Here is a 23,154-nt window from a genome sequence, read left to right as displayed (position 1 = left end):
GAAATTGTTAAGGAGGTCATGAATTGTTTGGTTTAAGCAGGGATTTTGCCCGGAACGGCGGGACATTTATGATTCTGAACAAGGAAGACGGGCTCAAGACCGATGATTTAAATTCCGTACAGACCGGCATGATGACTGGTAATCGGATTCCCGGTCTGCTGGAACTTAGAATAAAGGAAGTCGATTTTCAGATAGAGTTACATTACGATATTTCGGGGCAACGCATGCTTTCCCAGTTATGGAAAGGTGGGAGCGTGTCGACTTCTGATTTCTACCGGATTCTTTTTGAAGTGGCAGATGCCCTCCATCGCAGCCCGCAATATATGTTAGATATCCGCCAGTTTATTTTGCACGAGGATTATATTTTTCTAAGTGGTTCAGGTACAAGGGAAACCGCCAGTTTAACCTATGTTCCTTTACGCAGTTTACAGTATGCAGGGCAAACAGGCAGTCAATTTAAGCAGATGGTTATTCGTTTAATGACTCGTGTGGCCCACCTTCAGGGAGAATATATACAACGCATACTCGATCTGTGTGATAGAAATGAATTTGAATTGGGATTGCTAAAGGAACTGCTATTGCAAGGAATGAAGGCTGGTACAGAGAGTGCTAGCGTGAAGGGAGAAAGTATGGAAGGGCGAGCTTTTTCATCAGCCGACCCTATCATATCTGCTCATACCTCACAGGGGAACTATACTGATCGTGGCGGAACATACGGGCAAGAGCATCGGGAGACTCTGCAGGAGATTCAGGAGCTTAAACGGATCAATCGGCTCAAACCGTCCGTGAAACCAGAGGAGAATTCTGAGCTTGTAACAGAAAACGAAGTAGAAGATGTGGAGCCTGGATTGCAAAAATATAAAACCTACATTACTCTCGGATGTCTGCTCGCTTCGGCCATCGTGTGGCGTTATATTTATCTGGATCATCCAGAGACGGTACCGTTGATCATTTCCGTGGTGCTGACCTTGGTACTTGCCGCTGTTGCTTATATAAGCTGGACGGGGAAATGGGAGCGCAATCGAGCTTCATCTCATATGTACAGCGATTCAGTACCTGTATTGGATTCGGAATGGTTAGGAACTACTTCTTCCTCAGCACAGCGGAAAAATGATCGTTATCAGGTAGATAAGCTGACCGGATTTGTAGCGGGACGTCATCATCAAGACAAGCAATCTTCCGATTCGAGTGATCAAGGGCAGGAGAGCTGGAGATGGACTTTTCCAAACTCAGAATCTAAAAGCGCGGGAAACCGAGTTACCGAAGATAGGGAGAACACTTCAGCAAACTATGACCTACACGAGCCATCGTGGAAAGGTGCGGGACGGGGAAATGAATTGGAAGCCAGTGATACCAGTGAGGCTTATTATAAGTCTCTCTCCGGGGTAACGGAGCTGCTAAATGCTGCATCTAAGCAGGAAACGATGCTGCTTCGTCCAGATCAAGAGATACAGATTTCACCTGTTCAGCAATCACCGATTGCTTGCCTGGAACGCAAGCCACTAGGTAGTGGAGGGACCGAGCGCATCCGGTTGCAGCCAGACCAATTCGTTGCAGGCAGCTTTATCATCGGGAGAGATCCGCAATTGGTCCAGTTTGTGGAGCATACGGATGGAGCTTCCCGTTCTCATATTGAGCTTTGCATAGTTACAGGAGAACATAGCCACATTGTTAAGGATTTATCCTCGACGAACGGAACTGCTCTGAATGGAGAGCCTATGGTGCCTTATAAGGAGTACATCCTGAATGAGGGAGACACTTTTAAAATCGCTGGAGTCTCTTATACTTATCGGTTGGACTCTTCTAAATCCTCCAATGCATCATAAATGAAGGTTATATGGATAGATGTCAAGAAGAGGCCTGTTAGATTTAGGGCTTCCTTCTTTATGAATAGTGGACTATTAATAATAATAAAATGAGGCATCTTAAAAACTTGCAGTCTGCTCGATAGATTGTGTCTGACTTAAAAAATGAACCCTAAGCTGGTAGTGACACTACCTACCAGCCTGGAGTTCCTCTTTTTGAATTCAATGCTGTTTTTGGGAAGAATGGAGTTCCTCTAGAGCGTCCTTAAGTGAAGGATAGTTAAACTTAAATCCGTGCTCCAGCGCTTTGTGCGGGAGTACTTTTTGGCCATCCAAGACAAGGGTGCTCATCTCACCGAGCAGTTTTTGAACGAGAATGCCTGGAACGGGAAACCAATGCGGACGGTGGTATACCATAGCTACTGTCCTCCCAAACTGGTCGTTCGTCAAGGGATGTGGTGATGAAGCATTCACTGCCCCGACGATTTCCGTCGTATGGATGCAGTACGTGATCAGACGAACGATATCCTCAATATGAATCCAGCTCATCCATTGATGACCGCTGCCTATTTTGCCGCCGAATCCGAAGCTATAAGGTATCTTCATGAGTGGGAATGCCCCTTTTTTTCTGTCCAGCACAAGGCTAATGCGTAACTTAATTAAACGGGCATCAGAAGGGTAGGCATTAGCGGCTTCCTCCCATTGCTCAACCACCTGAGACAAAAAATCTTCCGAACGACGCGGGCTCGTTTCATCGAATGTTTCGGTCAGGGATGCACCATAGGCGGCAACAGCCGAAGCCTGAATGATAACTTTCGGTTTTTTTTGTAGAGCATTCAATGCTTGAGCCAAACGGGCAACAGATAGCAGTCGTGATTGAAGAATTCTTTGTTTGGACTTATCCGTCCAGCGCTGATTCAGCGTTTCGCCTGCTAAATTAACGACCGCATCTGTGCCTTCCAGTACTTCAGGCTTTTGTTTTAATTCGTTCCAACTCATATATTGCAAGCGGGGGCTCGCTTCGTGTCCTACCAGTGGCTTGCGGGTAACGACTTTCACGGTGTATCCGTCGTCTAGCAGGCTTTTGACCAGTGCACTCCCCACCAATCCAGTTCCTCCACATACGATGATGTTCATGGAGCCAGCTCTCCTTCCGATTCACAAAAAAATACATCTGTTATAGAATATAACCCTTTTTGAGAAAAAAACTTCATATGAATGTACCTTTATACGATTAAGGATGTCAATCCATGATTTTATTTACCCTCGTTTGACTAACATAAATTCTGATGTGTACTTTATCTACGTGTTCCCTTAATAGAGTCATTTAAGAAAGCTGCCATAAAAGCTATGTTGTTTGATTTCAATAATCACGTTAAAATGATTAAATTAAAATAAGACAAGCATAACAGGATAAGGGGATGAATCAGGATCATGCTGAAAATTGGTTCTCATGTGTCCTTCTCGGACAAAGGTCTGCTCAGCGCTACAAAAGAAGCGTCTTCTTACGGGTCCAGCTCCTTTATGATATACACGGGAGCACCGCAAAACACGCGTCGTAAGCCGATGGAGTCCATGTATTTGGAGGAAGGCAAGCAGTTAATGGCTGAGAAGGGAATGGAAGATATCGTGGTGCATGCCCCGTATATCATCAACCTTGGCTCTTACAAAGAAAATACCTATGAGCTTGCGGTCAGCTTTCTTCAGGAGGAAATTCGACGCACACACGCGATTGGTGTGAAAAATATCGTGCTGCATCCAGGCGCTTTTACCGATAAGGATGCAGAATACGGAATCGGGCGTATTGCTGATGGTTTGAACGAGGTACTAAACGGCGTGAAGGAGACAGATGTTAACATTGCGCTTGAAACGATGGCAGGCAAAGGAACGGAAATGGGTCGTAGCTTTGAGGAGATTGCCTCCATTATAGATAAAGTAGAGCATAACGAGCGTCTTACGGTTTGTATGGACACCTGTCACATTCACGATGCGGGTTATGATATCGTAAATGATCTGGACGGTGTATTGGAGCAATTCGACCGTATTGTCGGCTTGAATCGCATCGCAGTTGTTCACATCAATGATAGTAAAAATCCAGTTGGCGCTCATAAAGACCGACATACTCCGATCGGATCAGGCTGGATTGGCTATCAGACTATTCATAATGTGGTGCATCATGAAGCACTTCAAGGACGTCCGTTTATTTTGGAGACGCCATGGATTGGCAAGGAAGCCAAAACTCAGCGTCCGATGTATGAGGTTGAAATTGCCCTGCTTCGCGGAAATGTAAAGGAACGCTTTGGGGATGAGTTTTTGGGTCAGGTAGAGCAATTGCATTCGTTTTTCAAAAAACAGGATGTGGATGTCCGTAAATTTGTGCTGGACACCTGGGCTCTGCTAAAAAATGATGCCAAAGCAAGAAAAGCCGATCCACGTGAGCCGTTGGAGCGTCTGTATGACATGATAACGGAAGCAGCACTATTTCCAGATTTGAGTGAAGAACACATTAATCAACGGTTGATTGCCTGGTTTGCCGGCAGTCATTTGCCAGTGACGGTATAAGCTAAGGGGGATTAATAGCCACATGGAAATTCACGTAAAACATCAGCCAAATAGCACTCTATCAGCCCATGAAAATCGCGCGCGTATGCTTGTATCTTGTCCAGACGGACCAGGTATTGTAGCGGCCGTGTCCCGTTTTTTGTACGAGCATGGGGCCAATATCGTTCAATCTGATCAATATACAATGGACCCGTCCGGCGGTATGTTTTTTATGCGGATTGAATTTGATCTGCCGAATTTGAGTGCAACCCAGCCACAGTTGGAGCAGGATTTTGCCGCTGTTGCTGAGCAATTCCGTATGGAGTGGACGATTTCTGCGGTTAGCCGCAAGAAAAAACTGGCTATTTTCGTTTCTAAAGAAGATCACTGTTTGGTAGAACTGCTGTGGCAATGGCAGGCAGGGGATCTGGACGCGGATATTTCATTGGTGGTTAGTAATCATCCGGATATGAAGGAGTATGTGGAATCATTTGGCATCCCGTATCACCATATTCCGGTAACAGCCGATACCAAACCGGAGGCGGAGCGCCGCCAACTAGAGGTCATTGGCGAAGACATTGACGTTATCATTTTAGCCCGTTACATGCAGATTATTTCTCCCAAGTTTATTGAGCATTATCGCAACCGGATTATCAATATCCATCATTCCTTTCTGCCGGCATTCGTGGGTGGGAAGCCATATGCCCAAGCCTATAATCGCGGTGTGAAAATTATTGGTGCTACTGCGCATTATGTAACTGAAGAATTGGACGGCGGCCCGATCATTGAGCAGGACGTGCAGCGTGTAAGCCACGGAGATGATGTAAATGAGCTAAAACGGATCGGTCGCACCATAGAGCGGGTCGTTTTGGCAAGAGCCGTGAAGTGGCATGCAGAGGATCGTATTCTGGTTCATGAGAACAAAACGGTCGTTTTTAACTAATCTTAAAATTTTAGAAAAAATTTGTGAGTATATATTTTTTGTTGAACAAAGCCCGCTGTATAACGGGCTTTGTTTTTTTATGTTAGGATTTTGCAAAATCCTCATGTGAGTTACTCGCCTTAATAAACAGTCAGTACATAATATTTTTTTGTGATTTTATAATTTTTTAAATGAGGTTAATACATTACGGGTATATTTATATGAGGACTCGGTACTACATTTCCACAATCATCTTTATAAACGATCTGGCAAACTTTCACGGCAGATGGTACAATACTTAAGAATGTATAAGTCATATTGAAACATTCAAGCAGATTCACTCACTTCAATAGACATCGTTTCTATATCGGACGGTGATGTTGGAGAGTATGACCGAATGCAATTGACATACTTTATACAATATGAGGAGGCAAACCATGACTGACCAGAACCAAGCGATTCAAAAGGATGAAAACTCCACGATCGACAATTTGTCCATCACAACTATTCGTACGTTGGCAATTGACGCCATCGAGAAAGCAAACTCGGGACATCCTGGGATGCCGATGGGCTCCGCGCCAATGGGATACCAACTTTTTGCTAAAACGATGAATCATAATCCCGATCAACCTACATGGGTTAACCGTGACCGTTTTGTATTGTCCGCAGGACACGGTTCCATGTTGCTATACAGCCTTCTGCACCTGAGCGGCTATGATCTTCCTATGGAAGAACTGAAACAATTCCGTCAATGGGGCAGCCTTACACCGGGACACCCTGAGTTTGGGCACACTGCTGGTGTAGATGCTACAACTGGACCTCTGGGACAAGGTCTCGCAATGTCCGTAGGTATGGCAATGGCTGAAGCTCAACTGGGTGCAACATATAATAAAGACGAATTTAAAGTTGTAGATCACTTCACATATGCGATCTGCGGCGATGGCGATCTGATGGAAGGTATTTCCCACGAGGCTGCTTCGCTGGCTGGTCGCTTACAACTGGGTAAGCTGATTGTATTGTTTGATTCCAATGATATTACACTGGACGGCAAGCTTAACCTGTCCTCTTCCGAAAGTGTTGCCAAACGCTTTGAAGCTTACAACTGGCAAGTACTGCGCGTAGAAGATGGTAACGACCTTCCAGCCATCCAAAAAGCCATTGAAGAAGCGCAAGGCGACTCGACACGCCCTACGCTGATTGAAGTGAAAACAGTCATCGGCTACGGAAGCCCGAACAAACAAGGTAAAGGCGGACACGGTGGTACTCATGGTTCCCCGCTGGGATCAGAAGAAGCCAAGCTGACTAAAGATTTCTACAAATGGGTATACGAAGAGGACTTCCACGTACCACAAGAGGTTCGCGAGCAATTTGCTAAAGTAAAAGAGCGCGGTATCGCGGCGAACAAAGCATGGGATGAACAGTTCGCGAAATACAAAGCTGCTCACCCTGATTTGGCAGCGCAGTTCGAAACAGCTGTAAACGGCGATCTTCCAGAAGGATGGGATCGTGATCTTCCGAAATACACGACTGGAGACAAAGCCGTTTCGACTCGTGTAGCATCTGGTAATGCTCTGAACGGATTGGCTCCAAACGTACCTTTCCTGACAGGCGGATCTGCCGATCTGGAGAGCTCCACGATGACACATTTGAACAACCTGACGAACTTTACGCCAGAAGACTACGCCGGCCGTAACATCTATTTCGGTATCCGCGAATTTGGTATGGCTGCTGCGATGAACGGTATGGCGTTGCACCAAGGTGTAAAAGTATTCGGCGGTACATTCTTCGTATTTACAGACTATCTGCGTCCAGCCGTTCGTCTGGCAGCTCTGATGGGATTGCCTGTAACCTACGTTTTGACTCACGACAGTATTGCTGTGGGTGAAGATGGTCCGACTCATGAGCCGATCGAACAATTGGCTTCCCTGCGTATTATCCCGAACCTGACAGTAATTCGTCCGGCGGACGGTAACGAAACTTCTGCTGCTTGGGCTTACACGCTGGAAAACAAGAAAAACCCGGTTGCTCTGGTATTGACTCGTCAAAACCTGCCAATCCTGGCTGCTAGTGCTGAGCATGCACGCGAAGGTATCAAACGCGGTGCTTATGTGGTTGCAGATGCAGCAGACGGCAAACCGGTTGCTCAAATTCTGGCTACGGGCTCCGAAGTACAATTGGCTGTTAAAGCTCAGGAAGCACTGGCAGAACAAGGTATTCAAGTACGTGTTATCAGCTTCCCAAGCTGGGATCTGTTCGAAAAACAAGACAAAGCATACAAAGATTCCGTTCTGCTGCCAGAAGTGAAAGCTCGTTTGGCTGTAGAAATGGCGTATCCACTGGGCTGGGAAAAATATGTTGGCGACCAAGGCGACATTCTCGGTATCAGCACATTCGGCGCATCCGCACCTGGCGACCGCGTGATTAAGGAATACGGCTTTACGGTAGAGAATGTTGTTAGCCGTGTGAAAGCTTTGTTGAAATAAAACACTGGAGCATCTAAAACAGACAGTCGTAACCTGAGAAAGGCTTACGGCTGTTTGTTTCATACAGTTGATGTTTTGCAAAAAAATCACTATTGAATTCCAGTGTATAGCATACGGTGATACAGTGTGTATTTTCATACTGAAGCTGGAATCAAATCTATGTTATGATGCACAAATATTCATTCAACCATTGAGAGCAGATGAGGGGATAACGAATGACACAGTTTGATGGAGTAAGCGTAGTTAAAAAAGCAAACGTTTATTACGATGGTCAGGTTACAAGCCGTACAGTCATCCTGGGTGACGGCAGTAAGGTTACACTGGGTATTATGCTGCCAGGAACGTATGAGTTCGGCACGGATTCCCGTGAGATCATGGAGATTTTGGCAGGGGATTTGAGAGTGTTGCTTCCAGGTACTGAAGAATGGCTGGAAATACAAGGGGCGGCAACCTTTCACGTACCTGCAAAGTCATCATTTAAGCTGGAAGTACGAAGTGTAACTGATTATTGTTGTTCTTATCCCGAATAATAAGCCAAAACGGGTAAGCACACTCAGCTTTCAAGCCAAGTGTGCTTACCCTAAAGCTATGCCATATGTACACAAGCACAGCCGTATGGTTACAAAGAAAGGTACAGCTTATTCGAGAGGTTGACCACCAATGGTGCGGCCAATCCATGCTTCGTATGTCTTCACGACAGCGGATAGATCCTCGTCGCCGTAGCCTTGCGTTTGCCCGGCTTGAAACAGGCTTTTGGCAATGGATAACATAGGTGCAGGGATGGACAGGCTGTCTGTTAGTGAGGAAGCAAGCTTCAAGTCCTTAAGCATCAAGGCAAGTGAGAACTGGTTGCTAAAATCATGTTCAATGATTTTGCGCCCTTTCAGGTCAGCGGCCTTGCTGCCTGCCGATCCGAGTTGTACCAATTCAAGGAAGCTGTCTGCCGGGATACCGGATTTAGCCGCGATAGCAAAGCCTTCAGCCAGAGCGAGGTTATGAATACCAACCATCGTATTATGAGCGAGCTTGGCTACGGCTCCGCTGCCATTAGGTCCCATATGAAGTACCTTTTTGCCCAACGTATCAAAAACATCTGATTGTGCCGCAATGGCTTCTGCATCACCGCCAACCATGAACACGAGTGTGCCGTCTACAGCGGCGGGCTTACTGCCTGTTACGGGTGCATCAATGAAGGAACAGCCCAGCTTGTCCGCTTCGGCGGCTAGTTGTTTGACCAGCTCAGGTGAAATCGTGCTGTTGTCCATCACAGTCATGCCAGCCGTAAGACCGGCAAACACGCCGTCTTCGCCGTAATAGATGTCACGAATGGAGTGATCATCGCTGACCATGGTAATGACCAAGTGCTGACCTTCAGCTGCTTCACGAGGAGTTGAAGCTGTACGTGCGCCTTGCTCTGCCAGTGGTTCGCAGCGCGAAGCGGTACGATTATAAACTGTGACTCCGAATCCCTGCTTTAGCAGATTGGATGCCATCGGGGCGCCCATGGTGCCCAGTCCGATAAATCCGATGTTTTTCATTGCTAATCACCTTTCTTGTTGGAAGTTGCCGTCCGATGCAGATTGCGAGTTCGGCTTGAATTGAATATTGAAACAGGTTGATCTCAGTTAATTGTAGCATGGGCATGCTACCCTATCTACAAGAAGGGCTGTCAAGCACAGGATACACAGGTAACGCAAGCTTGTCAGGCCCAGCAAATTAAAGTATCCTATTCCTAAGTCCTTATGTTCGTATTCATGGTCTTAGTAATACCAAACAGGAGGTTCCAAACATGTCTAAAAAAGTTATTTTTGATTACACTAAAGCACTCTCCTTTGTAGGTCAGCACGAAATTGATTATTTTGCAGAGCCTATCAAGTTGGCTCATGAGCAACTGCACAACCAAACCGGTGTAGGTTCCGATTTCTTGGGTTGGATTGACCTGCCTACTAATTATGATAAAGAAGAGTTTGCGCGCATCCAAAAGGCTGCTGCTAAAATTCAAAGCGATTCCGAAGTACTGATCGTAATCGGTATCGGCGGTTCTTACCTTGGAGCACGTGCTGCGATCGAAATGCTGTCGCATTCTTTCTACAATGCGCTGCCTAAAGATCAACGCAAGGGTCCAGCTATCTATTTTGCAGGCAACAACATCAGCTCTACATATGTAAATCATCTGTTGGAACTGATTGAAGGAAAAGACTTCTCAGTGAACGTCATTTCTAAATCAGGTACGACAACAGAGCCAGCTATCGCATTCCGCGTATTCCGTGCAGCTCTGGAGAAAAAATACGGTAAAGAAGAAGCACGCAAGCGTATTTATGCAACGACGGATAAAGAACGTGGTGCTTTGAAAAAACTGGCTAACGAGGAAGGCTACGAATCCTTCATTATTCCTGATGATGTGGGTGGTCGTTATTCCGTGCTGACAGCAGTAGGCTTGTTGCCGATTGCTACTGCAGGCATTAACATCGAGGAAATGATGCAGGGGGCGGCAGACGCTTCCAAAGAGTACAGCAACCCGAATGTAGCTGAGAACGAGGCTTATCAATATGCAGCCGTTCGTAACGCTTTGTACCGCAAAGGTAAAGCAATTGAAATTCTCGTAAACTACGAGCCGTCTCTTCATTTTGTATCCGAGTGGTGGAAACAGTTGTACGGAGAAAGCGAAGGCAAGGATTACAAAGGCATTTATCCTGCTTCTGTTGATTTCTCGACAGACCTGCACTCCATGGGACAATTCATTCAGGAAGGCAGCCGCAACATTTTCGAAACGGTAATCCAAGTTGAAAATGTACCTAGTCACATCACCATCGAAGCAGATGAGGATGATCTGGACGGACTGAATTTCCTGGCAGGCAAAACTGTGGATTTTGTAAACAAAAAAGCATTCCAAGGTACATTGCTGGCTCACACAGACGGACAAGTACCGAACCTGATTGTAAATATTCCTGACTTGAGCCCTTACTCTTTCGGCTATCTTGCTTATTTCTTCGAAAAAGCTTGCGGCATCAGCGGCTACCTGTTGGGCGTAAATCCGTTCGATCAACCGGGCGTAGAAGCTTACAAGAAGAACATGTTTGCGCTGCTCGGCAAACCAGGCTTCGAAAAAGAAAAAGCTGAGCTTGAAGCGAGATTGTCTGAATAAGAGTGCTGTAATCTCTGATGCGAAACAGGATTTCGGTCAGAAGTGTTATAGTGTATAGCATCAATTAAAGTACAGGAAAGCAGTTCACCAGCTGCCAGAAGCGGGGGACTGCTTTCTTGTAAAATGAAGTAAGGAAGGTTATACGTGTATGTTGGAACAATACCGAACCGTACGCGGTGCCGGAAACAAGGAAATTGTGATCCGAAAATCCCGTTTTATCGGTCATATTCAGCCTGTTCAAACTGAGGAAGAAGCAACTGCTTTCATAGAACGTATCAAAAAAGAGCATTGGAACGCTACCCATAATTGTTCTGCTTACATGATTGGGGAAAGAGACGAAATCCAAAAGCAATCGGATGACGGAGAACCGAGTGGTACGGCTGGAAAGCCTATTTTGGAGGTGATCCGCAACCAGAAGCTGAAAAATGTCGCTATTGTTGTTACCCGTTACTTTGGTGGGATTTTGCTGGGAGCAGGCGGTCTGATTCGCGCATATTCAGATGGTGCTGTTGCAGCAATCGAGGCAGGGGATGCAATTACGCGTGTGCTGCATCGCGAAGTTTTTGTAGAATTGGATTATACCTGGTTGGGCAAAGTGGAAAATGAATTACGCAATCGCAGCATCCGCACTGGAGAAACAATGTTTACGGATAAAGTTACCTTAACCTGTCTGCCGCTGGCTGGTGATGCGGAATCCTTCAGCAACTGGATAACAGACTTGACGCAGGGGCAATCGCTTGTGTCGGAGGGAGAGCAGCTTTACTTTATTGAAGGGGAATAAATAATATGGCTAGAAGAGCAGTAGAACAGGAGTTGTCAAGAGGGCGGATTCTGGAAGCGGCCAGGCACTTGTTTATTACCAAGGGCTACCGTGCGATTTCAATGCGCAGCATTGGCCAGCATCTGGGTTACAGTCATGGTTCGTTATATTATCATTTTAAAGAGAAGGCTGAACTGTTCTATGCCATTGTGATTGAAGATTTTAATACATTGCGTGGGATTCTACTGCAAGCAGCAACAGGTACGTCTGATGATGGCTTGAGCAGACTGGAGTACTTGATGCTGGAATTTATCCGTTTTGGTTTGGAAAATCCATATCAGTACGAAATTATGTTTATGATGCACGATGAAGAACTATTTGCATACTGTCGCACAGAGCAAAACCGTTGTGTGGAACTATTTGCGTCTATGATCCGTCAAGAATTGAGTGGTCAGGGGCACTCGGAGGAAGATTGCTCAAGGGTACCGAAAAGCCTGTTTTTATCCATGCATGGCTTTGTATCCTTTTATATTCAGGACGGTTTAACATTTGAAGAAATTAGGCCCGCTGCTTTAGCACATGTAAAGCTGCTGTGCAGACACCTATGAGCGTACCTGCATTCACACGCTTCAGCCATGAACATGTAGGGCGCTTTTCTGGGTGTATGCACTTCATGACGGTGACTTATCATTACGGTACTTTGCGAAAGCGACTAAGGATTTAACAGACGATGATGCATCCAGCAGGAAAACATCATGGTCTGTTTTTTTTACCCGGTCCTTTAGCCCTCCATGATCTTTACATGGTATTGGCGTCTGCGTGGTCCGTCGAATTCACAAAAATAAAGTCCCTGCCATCGTCCGAGCAACAGCTTTCCATCATGGATGATGATCGTTTGTGAGGGGCCTGTCGTAATGGATTTTAAGTGGGACGCTGTATTTCCCTCCATATGGCGATATTGGGGATGCTCCCACGGATAAACTTCATCTAGTCTTAACATCACATCATGTTTGACATCTGGGTCTGCATTTTCATTAATGGCGATGCCGGCTGTCGTGTGTGGACAATAAACAAGTGCGGTTCCTTGTTGTACCCCGCTTTTTTCGATCAATGAAGCAACCTCTCGTGTAATATCGCGCATTTCATCTCGCCGTGTAGTGGATAATTCTAAAGTATGCAGCAATGACTCCATCTCCTTTCTTCTTAATACTTTACCCTTTTAATTCCTAAGATAATATATAGAGTTGACGAAAATTACTTTCCTTTGATAAAGTATCACATAAGAAAAAACAAAGTATATGCATTGGAATAATTAAATGTTTGAAATGAGGTACGTGCTTTGCGGTAAGCAAGGCTGCTGCTGTGCCTGAACAGGTCCAGAAGCGGAAAGGAAGTGTACGGATATGCATGTGGAAGTAAGAGGATTAAACAAGCATTTCGGTAATTTTCATGCAGTAAAGGACGTATCTTTTGATATTCAGGCGGGCCATCTTATTGGCTTACTCGGTCCAAGCGGTGGGGGGAAAACCTCCATTCTTCGCATATTGGCGGGTCTGGAGCAACCGGATGCAGGAGAAATTCATTTTCATGGAAAAAGGGTAAACGAGCTGTCCCCGCAGGAACGTGGAATCGGATTTGTATTTCAAAACTATGCTTTGTTCAAGCACATGAGCGTCTACGACAATATTGCCTTTGGCCTGAAAGTGAAAAAAAGCTCCAAAACCCGCATCAAGGAACGGGTCACAGAGTTGGTCGAACTAACGGGGCTCAAAGGTTTTGAGCATCGTTATCCGCATCAGTTGTCAGGTGGACAACGACAGCGGGTTGCTTTTGCGCGTGCTTTGGCACCAGAGCCTCAACTGTTGCTGCTGGATGAGCCTTTTGCGGCTATTGATGCCAAGATTCGTCAGGAGCTGCGCACCTGGCTGCGAGAGTTGATTGAGCGGGTGGGCATTACTTCAATTTTTGTCACCCATGATCAGGATGAGGCGATTGAAGTAGCGGATGAAATTATGGTGATTAATCAGGGACGACTGGAGCAGAAAGGAACGCCTTGGGATATTTATAAAAAACCGGGTACCCCGTTCGTGGCTTCCTTTATTGGGGAATCTACAGTGATTGAACAGGCAGGCAGTCTTAGAGGCTTCGAAGAAGCTGCTGGAGTGGGAACACGTGCCTTGATCCGTCCGGAGTATATTGATGTCGGGCCAAGCGAGGAATTTACGCTTCTGTCGGCGACCGAGGAAGGCATAGTGAAGCATTTGCATTTTCGTGGAAGTGAGTGGATGGTTGAAGTACAGGTCGGGGATCATCGTCTCATGACATACCGCTCACTGGAGAAGTCTACGCTGGAACCTGGTCAGCAGGTGCGAGTGTTGGTGCATCGAGCCTATCTCTATAATGACCAGTCCAGCTGGATGGTGGAAAACCGCCTGAAGGAAGATCCAATGCCTATCATCATTTGAAAATAAATACGATCACGCATGAGGGGATGTCTAGCCGGATTTCACGGCTTTGGGCATGCTCCTTTTGGCGTTGGACGCTGGAAGGATTTACGCAGATGATTTACGTAGAATCGGTCTGTTCGTTATAATAGTAGTAAAAAGACCCAGATAGATAGGAGTTAAACCATGAATCGGCTTATTTTTCTTGGCACGGGGGATGCAATGGGGGTTCCGCGTGTATATTGTGATTGTCTCGTATGCACAGAAGCTCGCACGACAGGGGCGAATGTAAGATTGAGATCGTCTGTGCTGATCGAAAGCGAGACGGAGGACTTTATGATTGATTGTGGCCCGGACTGGCGCAGACAGCTAGAATTGCGCGGTCTGCGTTATATCCCTACGATCCTTGTGACACATGCACATTTTGACCATATTGGAGGATTACCAGAATGGGCAGATGCCTGTCGCTGGACTGGGAACAGAGGTCGCTTGTACGCGCCACAGGAAGTGATTGACACGATCTTGCGTCAATTTTCCTGGCTCTCTGGAAACTTGGATCTTATTCCAGTAGACCAGGGAGCCCAACTTGGCGGATGGAATATCCGGGGATGGCGTGTGAATCACGGGAAGAACGGATATGCCTACGCTTATCGTCTGGAAAAGGACGGCTTCTCGTGGGCTTACTGTTCGGATTCGATTGGATTGAATGAGGTGGAAATTCTGCCCTTGCACAATCTGAATTTGCTCGTCCTGGGAACGAGTTTTTATCATGAGGAGGCCGAGTATGCCACCCGTTCCGTATATGACATGCTGGAGGCTCAGGAGCTTATAGGAAGGCTTAAACCCGAAAGCACAGTGTTTACACATATGTCCCATGATGTGGATGTCACACGCAACTATGGGCTTCTGGAAGGGATTAGCTTGGCACACACCGGCATGAGTTTGCCGTTAGAATAAAGGTGCCCTTACCTTTACATCGTTTGACTGATACGTAGAAGTGTGGAGATTCCTTCTTTGATTTGTAGCTCGTTGGCGTATGAATAAGACAGCCGTATATGCGTTTTACCCTCTGCGCAGATGGGATCAAATACATTGCCGGGGACAAAGGATACAGACTCTTGTAAACTTTTGGCAAGTAATTCATTAGGTTTCAACGTAGAAGGCAGCTGGAGCCACAGGTTGAGTCCCCCTGCCGGGCTGGTCCACGTCCAACCGGAATCGCGGAGACTGTCTTCCATCGTTTCCTTACGAATCTGGAGCGCGATACATAGCTTTTTAATATGCTGCTGCATACGTGGAGATTGAAAGTATTCTAAAAACAGCTTTTGATTCAGCAGTGGCGATCCATTATCCACTAACGCTTTGACGTTCAGCAGGCTGTTCATGAGCTGTGGTCGGCAGGTCACGGCTGCGATTCGTAGACCGGGTGCGACATATTTACTGTAACTTCGAATATAGACGACGCTTCCCGAAACATCATAGGCGAAAATCGGAGAAGGGGGCTTTTGCCCAAAGCTAATGTCATAGGTGCTGTCATCCTCAACAATAAGGCAGCCATAGCGCTCGGCTAGTTCAGGCAGTCGTTTGCGCTGCTCATCGGGGACCGTAAAGCCCGTCGGGTTGTGGAATGTTGGATTCATATAAAAGAGGCGTGGTTTTTCCGTTTTCATGCACCACTCAATCTGGTCCATATCATAACCTTCTGGTCGAATATCAGTCATAGTCAGACGTGCGCCTAGTCTACGGAATATTTCCATAGCGGGGCCATAGGCAGGGCGTTCGATCAATACACGGTCTCCTGTACGGAGCAGAGATCGGGCAATTAAATCAATGGCTTGCTGTGCTCCGGAGGTAATCAGCACTTCATCCGGTGATAAAGCAAAATGCTTATCCACGCTAAAATGCTGCGCCATGGCCTCCCGAAGCTCGGCATCACCTTGCACAGCGGAATAGGTGGCCGCTACTTTCGGATGCTTTTCAAATACCTGTATCATCAGCTCTCCCCAAAATCGATTGGGCAGGAGCGAGGGGTCAATCAGCGCTTTGGAAAACTGGAAATTCGCATTTACCGATTGAACGCGGCTAAGTCCATCCATTCCTCTCCAGGCTGAAACTGACGGATCATCTGCCGCATGGGCAGATTCGGAGTGAATCGTGAGGTCAATGGACGAATGTCCCGAGTAGCCAGCATATTTTGCATGCCCAGTCGCTTGGGAAGCATGAACGTAATATCCTGATTTGTCCTTTACATAGACCAGTCCCCGTTGCTTCAACTCCTGATATGCCCGGAAAACAGTTAGCCGATGTACACCCAGCTCCTGAGCCAAGCTTCGTACGGACGGCAGCTTCATGTCTGTTTGCCAATCCCCGCGATCAATCCGCACAGTTACATAATGGATAACCTGCTCATACAGCTTTAAGGCATGATCGGCTGGAAAGAGTAGTTCGCTGTTGTTCTTCCCCATGCTATCCACGCTCCTTTCTGTGTATTGTACTATATAGCACTTCAAAAACATATACAACTGTTCTGTAGTTATACATCTGTTCTGTTCGTCCCCCTGTATGCTTAAAAGCACTGAAGGGAGAGGGACGTATCATGATAGGTATCGCGTTTACAGTAATGTGTCTTATTTTTGGCACAACGTTTTTGGCCATAAAAGTGGGAGTGGAAGCCGGACTTCCACCATTCCTATCGGCAGGTGTACGTTTTTTCGCGGCAGGGGCGATATTGTTCATTGCTATGAAGCTGACCGGAAAAGTACGATGGTCGTTATTATGGCGTAAGGAAATGTTGCTGATTGGAGCAGGAACGACCTTCGGTACATTTTCAGCCTTGTATTGGGCAGAGCAATATGTCAGCTCGGGGATCGGAGCTATTTTGTCAGCTACCGGGCCGATGATGATCGTCATTTTGCAATCTGTACTGCTACGGCAAAAAACGTCACGGATTACGGTCGTTGGCTGCATGATCAGCTTTCTTGGTGTGGTACTGGTTGTGCTGCCCGGATTGGCGGTTCAGATCAGTGGTCTGTGGCTGGCGGGATGCCTTGTCATTTTGCTGGGGGAGCTGTGTTATTCCGGGGGAGCTCTTTATTCCAAGCGAGTGATGGATGTATTTCGTGAAACGAACCCGATTGCCCTGAATGCGGCGCAAATGATCCATGGGGGATGGATGCTGCTGTTACTGTCTGCGATCACGGAACCGTGGAGTTCTGAGGGGTGGCAGTACCTTCCTGCCATGGGGTCTTTACTTTATCTGATCCTGTTTGGTTCAATGATTGCACATACACTGTTCTACTGGCTCATGGAGCGTACAAATCCCCTGTTTCCGACGACGTGGCTGTATATATCACCGCCGATTGCGGTGGGCTTGGGAGCGTTGTTGTATGGAGAGCATGTAAGCTGGTGGATGCTGGCTGGGGTGCTGCTCATTGTGACCGGACTAATCCTTATGAACAATGGAATTATCCGTCTGGTGAACAGGCGCAAGGTACGTTCTGCTGCCTGATATTTTATAGCGGTCAGGTTATTATATGATCTGACAGAAAAGGCCTCCAAACTGTCGTATGTTACTGATCATGCGACGTTTGGAGGCTTTGTTGTTGTATTACTTTATTTAAGTATTATGGGAGCAGGCACTTTTTGCTTATTCAACATTGAGTACGAATTTGTCGATGGCGTGCTTAACACCGTCTTCGTTATTGCTACGAGTGATGTAATCAGCCAGCTTTTTCAAATCAGGAATGGCATTCTCCATCGCTATGCCGAGACCAGCACATTCAAGCATTTCATGGTCGTTCCAAGAGTCGCCGATAGCAATCGTTTCCGACAGTTCACAGCCAAAATGGTTTGCAAGGAAGGTAAGCGCATGGCCCTTGGTGCCTTCATGATGCATAATTTCCAGAAAATGAGGCTTGGATTTTGTAATGTGAACTTCATTGCCAAGCAGTTCGCGAAGTTCAGGAATTAATTCATCTAACACTTCCGGCTCGTCGATGATCAGCAGTTTAGGAGCCGGCTGCTCTATAACTTTACTGAATACAGGCTCTACAAAATATTCCGTGTTGTTCAGTTCTGTGTAATCTTTGATTTTCTGATTATCTTCACGTGTGTACAATTTGTCATCTATATACGTTTGCAGATGCAGATTGCGTTCTACGCAGAATTCATACAGGCGACGTGCAGCCACGAGTGGAACATAACGCTCATACAGCACGTTTTCGTCCAGCAGGTTTTTAACCAAAGCTCCTTGGTACGTAATGATTGGCACGTTCAAACCAGTTTGTCGAGCAATTTTGTGTGCGGAGGCATAAGCTCGTCCAGTAGCGAGGGTAACCACCACACCTTTCGCTACAGCAGCTTCTAATGCCTGTTGTGTCGCTGGTGTAACTTCTTTCTGGTCGTTAATGAGTGTATCATCAATATCAATGGCAATTAATTTATACATATCGGTATTCTCTCCTTTATCTCTATCATGGGGCAATGTTAAAATTGTATCTTATAATATTCAAAATGACAATATCGCAATGAAAAGGGGACGGCCCCTATAAGAGCCTGTCCCCTTATAACCACTGAAGTATTGGCTTGAAACGATGGGAAAAAGTAACGGTTAGTCTTCCAAAAATACAAGTCCAACAAAATCGTCCAGCTCAATATTACCAAAATAGTGCTTCAAATCGAGAGAGGATAAGGCTTGACGTACCTCACCTTCATCATAGCGCTTGCCACGCAGGATATTTTCAATATCAGCAACGTCACCCACGCCGAAGAAATCCCCATAGATTTTAATATCACGGATATAGCCTTCCTTAAGATCCATGCGGATATCAATAATGCCGACCGGAAATTTACGTGTGTGCTTGATATTGCTCTCGGGGGATAGACCGTAGTTCCAATCCCACGATTGGTAGCGTTCTTTGGATATTTCATGGATTTTAGCCCAATCGGTATCGGTGAGCTTATATTGAGGTACCTGATCCAATTCTGCACCGAATATGAAACGCAGCAGTTCCTCGCGAAATTGCTCTATGGTCATCTCACGGTCCATCAGTTCGCTGATGTTAGCCACGCGACTGCGGACGGATTTAGTGCTTTTGGATTTGAATTTTTCGGGATTGGCATGCAACGATGCAGCCACATTGTCCAGATTCAGGTTAAACATCAATGTACCGTGGCTGAACATCCGTCCGCGTGTGGCAAATTGGGCGTTTCCTGAAATTTTACGTTCTCCGACCTGTAGATCGTTGCGGCCTGTCATTTCAGCTTCTACTCCCATTTGGCGAAGAGCATCAATCACGGGTTGCGTAAATTTGAGGAAATTATGAAAGGACTCCCCGTTATCCTTGGTAATAAAGCTGAAATTTAAATTACCGAGGTCATGATATACAGCACCGCCGCCGGACAGGCGACGAACGACTTGAATATTGTTATCTCTGACAAACTCGGCATTGATTTCTTCAATAGTATTTTGATGCTTGCCTATAATAATAGAAGGCTGATTAATGTAAAACAGCAGATAGCTGTCGTCCAGCGGAAGATGCTTGAGCGCGTACTCCTCAATGGCAAGATTAATGGCTGGATCGTGTATGCCCTGGTTGTCGATGAACAGCATGTCCATTCCTCCGTATATACAAACTGTGTAATTTTATGTGTGCCTCCTTCTATTGTAACCCAAGTGAGCCATGTACACAAAAGCTCATTTGCATTGACGGGACGCAAAAAGCAGCCTCATAATGGAGCTAAATGATTGGAAACGGCCGGAAAGGATGAGAGGTAATGATAGAGGTTTACGGTCATGGCGGGGACAGGGAAACAGCTGCAGCGACATTCGGCGGAGCTGCTGCGAATTTTGTAGATTTTAGTGCAAATATTAATCCGCTTGGTCCACCACCGGAGGTGCTTGAGGCGCTGCAACACTCATTTGACACTGTGATTCGCTATCCAGATCCTGGGCATCGGAATTTTAAAAATATGCTCGCACGGCGACTGCATGTTCCACCGGAGTCGTTAAGTATCGGAAACGGAGCGGCTGAAAGTATGGCGCTCCTGCTATTGGGACTGGCTCCTAAGCGTGTGGGTACAGTGGAGCCGTGTTTTTCAGAATATGCGGAGCTGGCTGGCAAATTCGGAGCTGAGGTCAACCGGGTGTACGGGAAGGCCTCGCTTCAATGGAAGGCGGACGTGGAGGACATCCTTCAGCTCATGGAGCAGGTAGATGTTTTGTTTCTTGGGCAGCCGAATAATCCAAACGGTGTGCAATATGGTAAGCAGGAGCTGTGCGAACTGGCAGAAGCGGCTGGCAAAACGGGTACCGTGCTGGTGGTGGATGAAGCATTCATTGATTTTATCCCGCTGGAACGGCGAATCTCACTACTTCCTGTGCTGGATCGTTATCCTCATGTGATTTTGATCCGGTCAATGACCAAATTTTATGCCATTCCTGGCTTGCGATTGGGCTATGCGATTGCTCATCCAGATTATATCCGGCGAATGACGGCCAAACAGGTGACCTGGAGTGTGAATGGATTGGCGTTGCTGGCTGGGGAGGCGTGTTTGAGAAGTGGGCAAGCATATGAGCACCAAACACAGGAGCTGATTGCTACGGAGCGCAACCGCCTGTTGACCGCCTTGGCGGAATGGGGCTGCGGTGTTGTTCCCGGCGAAGCCAATTACGTGCTGGCAAGGGCGCCGGGTACGTGGAGCGCATCGGCGATTCAGCAGGCGCTTGGACAACGCGGAATTCTTATACGTAGCTGTGCTATGTATCCGGGGCTGACGACGAGCCATTTTCGGATTGCGGTCAAGGATGCAGAAGCCAACGACAGGCTGCTGTCTGTATTGGGTGAAGTGCTGGAGGAGGAGCAGCGGCGTGACAGTTAGCTTGATTATCCTGGCAGCCTATCTTTTGGACAGGCTGATCGGTGACCCGAGGTGGTTGCCGCATCCAGTCATCGGTATGGGACATGCCATTTCAGCATTGGAAAAAGTGATTCGCCGCCAGGCCCGAAGTGACCGGGGGTTGAAACGTGCGGGTATACTGCTTCCACTCATTGTGGCGGGAGGCTCCTTTACGCTCGCCTGGGCGCTATTGCACTTGCTTGCCTGGATCCATCCGTGGTTGTCTGTCGGCGTAGAAATGGTGCTGATTGCGACCACGATTGCTTCCAAAGGACTAAAGGACGCAGGAATGGCAGTATACCGAGCATTGCAGGCGGATGACCTGGCTGCGGCACGGCGGGAGCTGGGCATGATAGTTGGGCGGGATACGCAACAGCTTGATGAGCCTGAGATTGTACGCGGTACGGTTGAAACGGTCGCTGAAAATATCGTGGACGCGATTATTTCGCCGCTTTTTTATGCCCTGATCGGGGGAGCACCCTTGGCGCTGGCTTATCGTGCTGTGAATACGCTCGATTCCATGGTTGGCTACAAAAATGAAAAGTATCTGCATTTAGGCTGGGCTTCAGCACGTCTGGATGATGTCGCTAACTACATTCCGGCACGCCTGACAGCGGCAATGCTTGTGGTAGCGGCGTGGATGTACAAGCGAGATGCTGCAAGAAGCTGGCGCACAGTCAAGCGAGACGCTCGTCTGCACCCAAGCCCGAACAGTGGCTTCCCGGAATCGGCTGTTGCCGGTGCACTGGGGATTCGTCTTGGAGGCTATAATGTGTATCATGGCGTGCGCTCCTTTCGTGCATACATGGGCGATTGGATACGACCGCTAGAGTCGAAAGATATACGGCATACGATCCAGCTGATGTTCGCCGTGTCCAGTATGTTTGTAGGATTGTGTTTGTTAGGAGCCGCAGGTTGTTTTGCCTTGGGATGGGTGCGGTGAGGAGTGACACACTGAATAATGATCGAGCAGGAAGTGACATGATCTTGAAACAAGATATAGCAGCAAAAAGGACAGTAGAATACGCACAAAGTCCGAACTCACAGGAGGATAAGGTGCCGTATGATGCTAAAGAAGATCTGCATTGGGACATGGAACTCGTGTTAGTTCGTCACGGCACAACCTTATGGAACAAGGAACGTCGATATCTAGGACACTCCGACTTAGGTTTGCTACCGGGAGCAGAGCAGGAATTAAAGCCTTTGCAAGAAAAATTGCAAGGGCAGTCCTTTGCTCGAATCTATTGCAGCGATTTAATGCGATGTCGCCAGACCTTGCAGATCATTGTGCCGGAATCAGAATTGACGTCTGGAGATTCCCTATCTACTATGTCTCCTATGATGGAACCACGTCTGCGAGAGCTTCATTTTGGCGAGTGGGATGGAAAAACGTATGACATGCTCAAGGATGTGTCTTTGTATCGCGCTTGGATTGATGAGCCACAACGGATAACCCCTCCTGGAGGAGAGTCTTGGACAGATTTTGTGAATCGTCTACGGAAATTTCTTGACTCTCTGTATGAATGGCGTGTTGCTATGGAAGTTCAACCCATGGATTTGACTGCTGCGCCGCTCTCTGTTTTGGTCGTTACGCATGGTGGCGTAATTCGTCAGTTGGCTTGCATGCTGATACCGGGTCATGATTTTTGGAGTCTGAATCCGAGGCCGGGAGAAGCATTTAGGATTCAATTGAGGCTGGCAGGACGGCACAATTACATAGCAGAAATGCTTCCTCATTAGGTTAGACACCTGCGGATAAAGAGGCTGTTTGGGTTGTAAGCCGCCTCTTTTTAACCTATAATCATCAAGTAAAAGAACGGCTTGACTACCACTTATCAAATATCCAGCAGACGAGGTCGGCGCAGCGTGATGAAACTATGGTTTCCCTTGCCTGCGCTGTTAAAAGGGAAGTCGGTGTGAGTCCGGCGCGGTCCCGCCACTGTAAATGGAAACATGCCCGTTAGTCCTGCTTTATGTGCTACTAAGCATATGAAAGAATTTCAGGACATGCATTTTACCATAAGTCAGGATACCTGCCCGTCCGCCTGTCACCATAGTCCTTCGAGGAAAGGATGACGTGTTCGCAGTGACTGTCCATGCGGAAAGAAGCTGCCGCCTGCGCACGATCTGCGCTAACGTGGCCCCTGTGTCCTGATA

At 47.1% G+C, this 23,154-nt stretch carries 20 protein-coding genes and 1 riboswitch; of the genes, 14 read left to right on the top strand and 6 right to left on the bottom strand.

Annotation, left to right across the window (positions count from 1 at the left end; translation table 11 throughout):
• Positions 1-23 precede the first annotated feature (23 nt).
• Positions 24-1,826, top strand: coding sequence for a DUF6382 domain-containing protein (locus BM358_RS04510; RefSeq protein WP_028543023.1), 1,803 nt, complete (start codon positions 24-26; stop codon positions 1,824-1,826).
• Positions 1,827-2,027: 201 nt separating this feature from the next.
• Here the strand turns inward: BM358_RS04510 and BM358_RS04505 are convergent, their stop codons facing one another.
• Complete coding sequence (locus BM358_RS04505; protein ID WP_028543022.1) at positions 2,028-2,942, bottom strand: TIGR01777 family oxidoreductase; 915 nt, start codon at positions 2,940-2,942, stop codon at positions 2,028-2,030.
• A 297-nt stretch (positions 2,943-3,239) separates the two neighbouring features.
• Here BM358_RS04505 and BM358_RS04500 point away from each other — a divergent pair, with 297 nt between their 5' ends.
• From BM358_RS04500 to BM358_RS04485, 4 genes are all read left to right on the top strand, one after another.
• Positions 3,240-4,367 carry a deoxyribonuclease IV gene (locus BM358_RS04500; protein WP_025722686.1) on the top strand — a complete coding sequence of 376 codons (1,128 nt, stop codon included), beginning with the start codon at positions 3,240-3,242 and terminating at the stop codon, positions 4,365-4,367.
• Between the two features lie 22 nt (positions 4,368-4,389).
• On the top strand, positions 4,390-5,289 hold the full coding sequence (purU, locus tag BM358_RS04495; RefSeq protein ID WP_023987631.1) for a formyltetrahydrofolate deformylase: 900 nt from the start codon (positions 4,390-4,392) through the stop codon (positions 5,287-5,289).
• Between the two features lie 416 nt (positions 5,290-5,705).
• Positions 5,706-7,751: a transketolase gene (tkt, locus tag BM358_RS04490; RefSeq protein WP_028543021.1), complete on the top strand. Its 2,046-nt coding sequence runs from the start codon at positions 5,706-5,708 to the stop codon at positions 7,749-7,751.
• A gap of 215 nt (positions 7,752-7,966) precedes the next feature.
• Positions 7,967-8,281 (top strand): pyrimidine/purine nucleoside phosphorylase, encoded by a 315-nt coding sequence (locus BM358_RS04485; protein ID WP_023987633.1) that lies wholly within the window; start codon positions 7,967-7,969, stop codon positions 8,279-8,281.
• A 108-nt stretch (positions 8,282-8,389) separates the two neighbouring features.
• Here the strand turns inward: BM358_RS04485 and BM358_RS04480 are convergent, their stop codons facing one another.
• Positions 8,390-9,289 (bottom strand): NAD(P)-dependent oxidoreductase, encoded by a 900-nt coding sequence (locus BM358_RS04480; protein WP_028543020.1) that lies wholly within the window; start codon positions 9,287-9,289, stop codon positions 8,390-8,392.
• Positions 9,290-9,540: 251 nt separating this feature from the next.
• Between BM358_RS04480 and BM358_RS04475 the strand changes: the two genes are divergently transcribed.
• From BM358_RS04475 to BM358_RS04465, 3 genes are all read left to right on the top strand, one after another.
• Positions 9,541-10,896, top strand: a complete 1,356-nt coding sequence (locus BM358_RS04475; RefSeq protein ID WP_013369975.1) for a glucose-6-phosphate isomerase — start codon at positions 9,541-9,543, stop codon at positions 10,894-10,896.
• Between the two features lie 148 nt (positions 10,897-11,044).
• Complete coding sequence (locus tag BM358_RS04470) at positions 11,045-11,677, top strand: YigZ family protein (protein ID WP_023987635.1); 633 nt, start codon at positions 11,045-11,047, stop codon at positions 11,675-11,677.
• A gap of 5 nt (positions 11,678-11,682) precedes the next feature.
• Positions 11,683-12,264, top strand: a complete 582-nt coding sequence (locus BM358_RS04465) for a TetR/AcrR family transcriptional regulator (RefSeq protein WP_023987636.1) — start codon at positions 11,683-11,685, stop codon at positions 12,262-12,264.
• A gap of 173 nt (positions 12,265-12,437) precedes the next feature.
• On the opposite strand, the gene BM358_RS04460 is transcribed toward BM358_RS04465, so the two are convergent.
• Complete coding sequence (locus tag BM358_RS04460) at positions 12,438-12,839, bottom strand: secondary thiamine-phosphate synthase enzyme YjbQ (RefSeq protein WP_023987637.1); 402 nt, start codon at positions 12,837-12,839, stop codon at positions 12,438-12,440.
• Between the two features lie 220 nt (positions 12,840-13,059).
• On the opposite strand from BM358_RS04460, the gene BM358_RS04455 reads away from it, so the two are divergent.
• Both BM358_RS04455 and BM358_RS04450 read left to right on the top strand, forming a co-directional pair.
• Entirely contained in the window at positions 13,060-14,121 is a 1,062-nt protein-coding gene (locus BM358_RS04455; protein WP_023987638.1) for a sulfate/molybdate ABC transporter ATP-binding protein, read from the top strand.
• Between the two features lie 165 nt (positions 14,122-14,286).
• Entirely contained in the window at positions 14,287-15,057 is a 771-nt protein-coding gene (locus BM358_RS04450; RefSeq protein WP_028543019.1) for an MBL fold metallo-hydrolase, read from the top strand.
• 14 nt (positions 15,058-15,071) lie between these two features.
• Here the strand turns inward: BM358_RS04450 and BM358_RS04445 are convergent, their stop codons facing one another.
• Positions 15,072-16,565, bottom strand: a complete 1,494-nt coding sequence (locus tag BM358_RS04445) for an aminotransferase-like domain-containing protein (protein ID WP_028543018.1) — start codon at positions 16,563-16,565, stop codon at positions 15,072-15,074.
• A gap of 131 nt (positions 16,566-16,696) precedes the next feature.
• Here BM358_RS04445 and BM358_RS04440 point away from each other — a divergent pair, with 131 nt between their 5' ends.
• Positions 16,697-17,608 (top strand): DMT family transporter, encoded by a 912-nt coding sequence (locus BM358_RS04440; protein WP_013309297.1) that lies wholly within the window; start codon positions 16,697-16,699, stop codon positions 17,606-17,608.
• 138 nt (positions 17,609-17,746) lie between these two features.
• Here BM358_RS04440 and BM358_RS04435 read toward each other — a convergent pair whose 3' ends face one another.
• A complete protein-coding gene (locus BM358_RS04435; protein ID WP_023987642.1) occupies positions 17,747-18,547 on the bottom strand; it encodes a Cof-type HAD-IIB family hydrolase in 801 nt (266 codons plus the stop codon).
• 162 nt (positions 18,548-18,709) lie between these two features.
• Positions 18,710-19,711 carry a lipoate--protein ligase gene (locus BM358_RS04430; protein WP_023987643.1) on the bottom strand — a complete coding sequence of 334 codons (1,002 nt, stop codon included), beginning with the start codon at positions 19,709-19,711 and terminating at the stop codon, positions 18,710-18,712.
• Between the two features lie 164 nt (positions 19,712-19,875).
• On the opposite strand from BM358_RS04430, the gene cobD reads away from it, so the two are divergent.
• From cobD to BM358_RS04415, 3 genes are read left to right on the top strand one after another with little or no spacing between them, the layout of a single operon-like run.
• Complete coding sequence (cobD, locus tag BM358_RS04425) at positions 19,876-20,979, top strand: threonine-phosphate decarboxylase CobD (protein ID WP_028543017.1); 1,104 nt, start codon at positions 19,876-19,878, stop codon at positions 20,977-20,979.
• On the top strand, positions 20,969-21,940 hold the full coding sequence (gene cbiB / locus BM358_RS04420) for an adenosylcobinamide-phosphate synthase CbiB (RefSeq protein WP_023987645.1): 972 nt from the start codon (positions 20,969-20,971) through the stop codon (positions 21,938-21,940). The genes cobD and cbiB overlap by 11 nt, the downstream gene beginning before the upstream one ends.
• A gap of 38 nt (positions 21,941-21,978) precedes the next feature.
• Complete coding sequence (locus BM358_RS04415) at positions 21,979-22,737, top strand: histidine phosphatase family protein (protein ID WP_371263051.1); 759 nt, start codon at positions 21,979-21,981, stop codon at positions 22,735-22,737.
• Between the two features lie 121 nt (positions 22,738-22,858).
• Positions 22,859-23,053: riboswitch (cobalamin riboswitch) on the top strand.
• The last annotated feature ends 101 nt before the right edge of the window (positions 23,054-23,154 follow it).

The sequence above is a fragment of the Paenibacillus sp. cl130 genome (assembly GCF_900116035.1).
GTDB lineage: Bacteria > Bacillota > Bacilli > Paenibacillales > Paenibacillaceae > Paenibacillus > Paenibacillus polymyxa_B.
Note: the sequence above shows the minus strand (reverse complement) of the source record. Positions and strands in the feature narration are given on the sequence as shown.

Coding starts and splice junctions, on each gene's coding strand:
- BM358_RS04505 (WP_028543022.1), bottom strand. CDS start 2,942: ATGAACATCATCGTATGTGGAGGAACTGGATTGGTGGGGAGTGCACTG.
- BM358_RS04500 (WP_025722686.1), top strand. CDS start 3,240: ATGCTGAAAATTGGTTCTCATGTGTCCTTCTCGGACAAAGGTCTGCTC.
- purU (WP_023987631.1), top strand. CDS start 4,390: ATGGAAATTCACGTAAAACATCAGCCAAATAGCACTCTATCAGCCCAT.
- tkt (WP_028543021.1), top strand. CDS start 5,706: ATGACTGACCAGAACCAAGCGATTCAAAAGGATGAAAACTCCACGATC.
- BM358_RS04485 (WP_023987633.1), top strand. CDS start 7,967: ATGACACAGTTTGATGGAGTAAGCGTAGTTAAAAAAGCAAACGTTTAT.
- BM358_RS04480 (WP_028543020.1), bottom strand. CDS start 9,289: ATGAAAAACATCGGATTTATCGGACTGGGCACCATGGGCGCCCCGATG.
- BM358_RS04475 (WP_013369975.1), top strand. CDS start 9,541: ATGTCTAAAAAAGTTATTTTTGATTACACTAAAGCACTCTCCTTTGTA.
- BM358_RS04470 (WP_023987635.1), top strand. CDS start 11,045: ATGTTGGAACAATACCGAACCGTACGCGGTGCCGGAAACAAGGAAATT.
- BM358_RS04465 (WP_023987636.1), top strand. CDS start 11,683: ATGGCTAGAAGAGCAGTAGAACAGGAGTTGTCAAGAGGGCGGATTCTG.
- BM358_RS04455 (WP_023987638.1), top strand. CDS start 13,060: ATGCATGTGGAAGTAAGAGGATTAAACAAGCATTTCGGTAATTTTCAT.
- BM358_RS04450 (WP_028543019.1), top strand. CDS start 14,287: ATGAATCGGCTTATTTTTCTTGGCACGGGGGATGCAATGGGGGTTCCG.
- BM358_RS04445 (WP_028543018.1), bottom strand. CDS start 16,565: ATGGGGAAGAACAACAGCGAACTACTCTTTCCAGCCGATCATGCCTTA.
- BM358_RS04440 (WP_013309297.1), top strand. CDS start 16,697: ATGATAGGTATCGCGTTTACAGTAATGTGTCTTATTTTTGGCACAACG.
- BM358_RS04435 (WP_023987642.1), bottom strand. CDS start 18,547: ATGTATAAATTAATTGCCATTGATATTGATGATACACTCATTAACGAC.
- BM358_RS04430 (WP_023987643.1), bottom strand. CDS start 19,711: ATGCTGTTCATCGACAACCAGGGCATACACGATCCAGCCATTAATCTT.
- cobD (WP_028543017.1), top strand. CDS start 19,876: ATGATAGAGGTTTACGGTCATGGCGGGGACAGGGAAACAGCTGCAGCG.
- BM358_RS04415 (WP_371263051.1), top strand. CDS start 21,979: ATGATCTTGAAACAAGATATAGCAGCAAAAAGGACAGTAGAATACGCA.